Annotated in this window: 3 protein-coding genes; all 3 read right to left on the bottom strand. The window is 65.4% G+C overall.

The window, feature by feature from the left end:
• Positions 1–17: 17 nt before the first annotated feature.
• The gene (gene glgC, locus Q0629_RS02905) at positions 18–1,358 is read right to left on the bottom strand and encodes a glucose-1-phosphate adenylyltransferase (protein ID WP_298778711.1); all 1,341 of its coding nucleotides are present in this window, start codon (positions 1,356–1,358) and stop codon (positions 18–20) included.
• 95 nt (positions 1,359–1,453) lie between these two features.
• Positions 1,454–2,893, bottom strand: a complete 1,440-nt coding sequence (locus tag Q0629_RS02900; protein ID WP_298778709.1) for a glycogen/starch synthase — start codon at positions 2,891–2,893, stop codon at positions 1,454–1,456.
• A 29-nt stretch (positions 2,894–2,922) separates the two neighbouring features.
• The coding region (gene glgP / locus Q0629_RS02895) for an alpha-glucan family phosphorylase (protein ID WP_298778707.1) at positions 2,923–4,299 on the bottom strand (1,377 nt) is incomplete at its 5' end.

The raw sequence follows: 4,299 nt of genomic DNA, 5'->3' as shown, positions 1-4,299 counted from the left end.
CGCTTCGGCTTCAAAGCTCACAGGCCGAGGGGATCGATGTCGTCGTCCTGCGTCGTGTTTTCGGTGTCGGCGGTCGTCCCCTTCTGATAGTAGATGCGCGGGATCCCCAGGACCACGAGGCCGGACTTCGGGTCCACATAGTAGTTGCGGGCGTCCGCCTCCGGGTCCTCCCCGATGACCGTGTTGTCCGGGATGTTGTTATGGGCGTCGATGATGGCGCGCTTGATGCGGCAGTTCCGCCCGATGATGACGTCGTGCCCGATGATGCTCTTTTCGATCACGCTCCCCGTTTCGATGAGGCAGTTGCGCGACAGGACGCTGTCCGTGACGGAGGAGCCCAGGATGCGGCTGCCCTCCGCCAGCATGACGCGGTTCACGGTGCAGTTGTAGCCGTCCGCGGGGTAGGAGTAGGAGGGCGGGTCGGCGAAGGAAACGGTTCGCACGGGCCACTGGGGGTTGTAGAGCGTCATCTCGGAGTCCGGGTTCAGGAGCTCCATGTGCGCCTGCCAGTAGGCCTTCAGCGTGCCGACGTCGCGCCAGTAGGGCTTGTCGTCCCTCCACTCGTAGGAGTAGCGGGGGCGGGTCTTCGGCCCCGGAAGGACGTTGGTGGAGAAGTCGTAGGCGAAGACGCGCGCGCGCTGGTGGACCAGTTTGGGGAGGATGTCCCGGCCGAAGTCGTGCGTGGTGGACTGCATGGAGTCCTCCACGAGGGCGTCCACCAGCACCTTGCGCTCGAAGATGTAGTTTCCCATCGAAACGTAGCAGAACCCCGGCTTGTCCGGGATCTCCGGCGGGACGGTGGGCTTCTCCATGAACTCCAGGATCCGCCCGCTGCCGTCGGTCTTGATGCAGCCGAACTGGCTGGCCTCGTTGACGGGGACGACGTTGGCCGCCAGGGTGATGTCCGCCTGCTGGTCCAGGTGCCAGCGGAGCATCTGGCTGACGTCCATCTTGTAGATGTGGTCGGCCGCGAAGATGCACACCCGGTCCGCCCGGAACATGTTGATCAGGTGCATGTTCTGAAACACCGCGTCCGCGGTGCCCTGGAACCAGTGCTCGCCGCGCCACATCTGCGCGGGCACCAGCGTGACGAAGAAGTCGCGCCCCCGCAGCGCGCCGCCGAACTGCCAGCCTCGCTCGATGTGCTCGTTGAGGGACTGGCTCTTGAACTGAACGAGGACGTACAAGGCAAAGACGCCGCTGTTGACGAGGTTTGAAAGCGCAAAATCAATGATGCGGTATTTCGCGGCAAAGTAGACCGCAGGTTTGGCCCGATACCGCGTCAGCGGCATCAGCCTCTCGCCCTTGCCTCCCGCCAGGACGATTCCAAGCACCCTTCCGTTGGCTCCTCCGTACATACCCCATCTCCCCTTTCCGATTTCGTTGAAAAACCGGGGAAAACCTCTTTTATATGTTCAGTTGCAATCCAGGCGGCCCCTTGCTCCTCCTGCGGCTAGCGGCGGGCCGTTTCCTGGTACAGCGCCTTGTAGAGCTCCGCCGAACGGGTCCAGGTGAAGTCCCGCCTCATCGCCCGCTCGACGATGAGCTGCCACGAGGGCTGGTCCCTGAAGCGCGCCACGGCCCGGTGCAGCGCCCAGAGCATCCCCTTCGCGTCGCAGGTCAGGAAGGTGAACCCGTCCCCACCCTCCGGGGAGTCCGCGTCGGTCACGGTGTCCTTCAGGCCGCCCACCTCGCGCACCACCGGGATCGTGCCGTAGCGCATGGCGATCATCTGAGAGAGCCCGCAGGGCTCGAAGACGGACGGCATCAGGAAGATGCTGCCGCCCGCATAGAGAAGGTGGGAGAGCGGCTCGTCGTACCCCCTGAAGAAACGGATGCAGTCCGGGTGGGCAGCGGCCGCTCGCTCCAGGGCGCCCTCGATCCAGCCCTGACCGCTCCCCAGGAAGACGAACTTCGCGCCCAGCGCGGGCAGGTCGTCCAGCGCCTCCAGGATGAGGCTGAACCCCTTCTGCTCGACGAGGCGGCTGACGCAGACCACGACGGGGGCCTCCGTCCCGGCCTCAAAGCCTGCCCGTTTGAGGAGCTCCCTGCGGCAGGCCTGCTTGCCCTCCAGGTCCCGCGCCGTGAACCGCGCCGGGAGCGCGCGGTCGTGCTCCGGGTTCCAGTACCGCGTGTCGATGCCGTTCAGGATGCCCCGCAGCTTGCCGCGCTGCTGATAGAGGACGTCCGCCAGCTGGCGGGTGGACTCGTAGGTCTGGATCTCGCCCGCGTAGGTCGGCGAAACCGTCGTGACGGCGGTCGCGGCGACGATGCCGCCCTTCAGCAGGTTGACCTTTCCGTAGAACTCCAGGGCGGACAGGTTGAAGCTCCACGGCTCCAGCCCGGACGCCTCCATGAAGGGGGCGGGGTCGAACACCCCCTGATACTCCACGTTGTGCAGGGTGAGGACGCTCCGCTCGCCCGTCTGCCGGTAGTGGCGGTGCCACGCCAGCGCGCAGGGGAGGAAGGCCGTCGTCCAGTCGTGGCAGTGGTAGAGGTCCGGCCGCCAGCCCGTGGCCCGGTGCAGCTCAAGCGCCTGCATGCAGAAGACGGCGAAGGGAGAGACGGTCCAGAAGTCGAGCTGCCGGGGGTACATGTCCCCCGTGTAGTCCTCCGCGCTCAGGAAGTAGACGGTCACGCCGTCCACCTCCGCCCGGACGACCTTCGCCTCGCGCACCTGCCAGTTGTAGGCAGCGCAGGCAGGGCGAGCCATTGCTGTGGTCTTGATGCCGGCGGCGGCCACCTTTTCCAGCGCGCCGGGCCAGGCGGGGGTGACCACCCGCACGTCTATCCCCGCCTGGCAGAGGGCCTTCGGCAACGAGCCCGCGACGTCCCCAAGCCCGCCCACCTTCGAGAAGGGCGCCAGCTCCGTCGTCACAAAGAGGACCTTCATCGCCGCACCTCCCGCCCCGCTCACGGCGATCACATCCCCCGGAAGCTGATGGAGTACGCCTTCGAGGCGTATTCGCGCACCACCCGATGCGTGTTGAAGAAGCTTGCGTCGAGCGCGATGGTGTGCTGCATCATGCTCACCCACCGGTCGTGGTCGTCGTAGTAGGTGGGGATGATCTTCTTCTCCAGCTTGTCGTAGAGGTCCACCGCGTCCAGCGATTCGTCGTAGTTCGCCCCCATGTCCTTCTCGTCCGGCACCGGCCCGATGGACCAGCCCGTCACATCCTCGATCCAGCCCTCGATCCACCAGCCGTCCAGGATGGAGAAGTTCATGATACCGTTCATGGCGCACTTCATGCCGCTCGTGCCGCTGGCCTCACGCGGGCGGATGGGCGTGTTCAGCCACACGTCGACGCCCTGAGTCAGGAGGGAGGCGATCTCCATGTTGTAGTTGTCGATGAAGACGATGGGGATCTCGGACTCCAGCTCCCTGGCCACGCGGCGGATCTTCTGCAGCAGCGCCTTGCCGCCGTTGTCGTTGGGATGGGACTTCCCGGCGAAGACGAACTGGACCTTGCGGTTGCCCGCCACCTTTCGGAAGCGCGCCATGTCGGAGAAGAGCAGGTCCGCCCGCTTGTAGGTCGCGGCCCGCCGGGCGAAGCCCAGCGTCAGGACGTCCGGGTCGAGCTGAACGCCGTTGGTCTCCATGATCCGCGCGAAGAGCCTCAGCTTGGACGCCTGGTGCGCCGCCCACAGGTCCTCCTTGGGGATCGTCAGGGCCTGGACGAGGCGCCCGGGGTCCTCCTCCCAGCCGGGAATGTTCTTGTTGTAGAGCTTCCTCATGCCGGAGCTGATCCACGTGGCGGGGTGGATGCCGTTCGTGATCCAGTCCACCGTTTCCATCTTGAACATGGCGTTGCTGACCTCGGCGTGCTTCTTGGCCACGCCGTTGACGTAGCGGCTGTAGCGCAGGCCCAGCTCCGTCATGGAAACGCCCGGAACGTCGGGCAGCATACGATGGAGGGTGCTCTTGGCCTCGTCGGGGAACACATGGTCGATGAGGCTGTACTCAAAGTAGTCGTGGCCCGCGGGGACGGGGGTGTGGGTGGTGAACACCACCTGCTCCCGAATCTTGTCCGGGTCGTAGTAGCCCATCTCGCGCATCAGCTCCAGCGTGAGGAACCCGGCGTGTCCCTCGTTCAGGTGGAACGTGTCGATGTTCTTGTAGCCCAGGTCCCGCAGGATGCGCAGTCCCCCCACGCCCAGGACGAACTCCTGGCAGAGGCGATAGCGGTTGTCCCCGCCGTACAGGTACCAGGACAGCTTGCGGTCGTCCGGGTGATTGGGCTCGAAGTCCGTGTCCAGGAAGTAGACGGGCAGCGGGTATCCACTCTCGCCTATGATCTC

The sequence above is a fragment of the uncultured Fretibacterium sp. genome (assembly GCF_938030725.1).
Classification (GTDB): Bacteria; Synergistota; Synergistia; order Synergistales; family Aminobacteriaceae; genus Fretibacterium.
The sequence above is the reverse complement of the archived record's forward strand: the minus strand, read 5'-3'. Positions and strand labels throughout refer to the sequence as shown.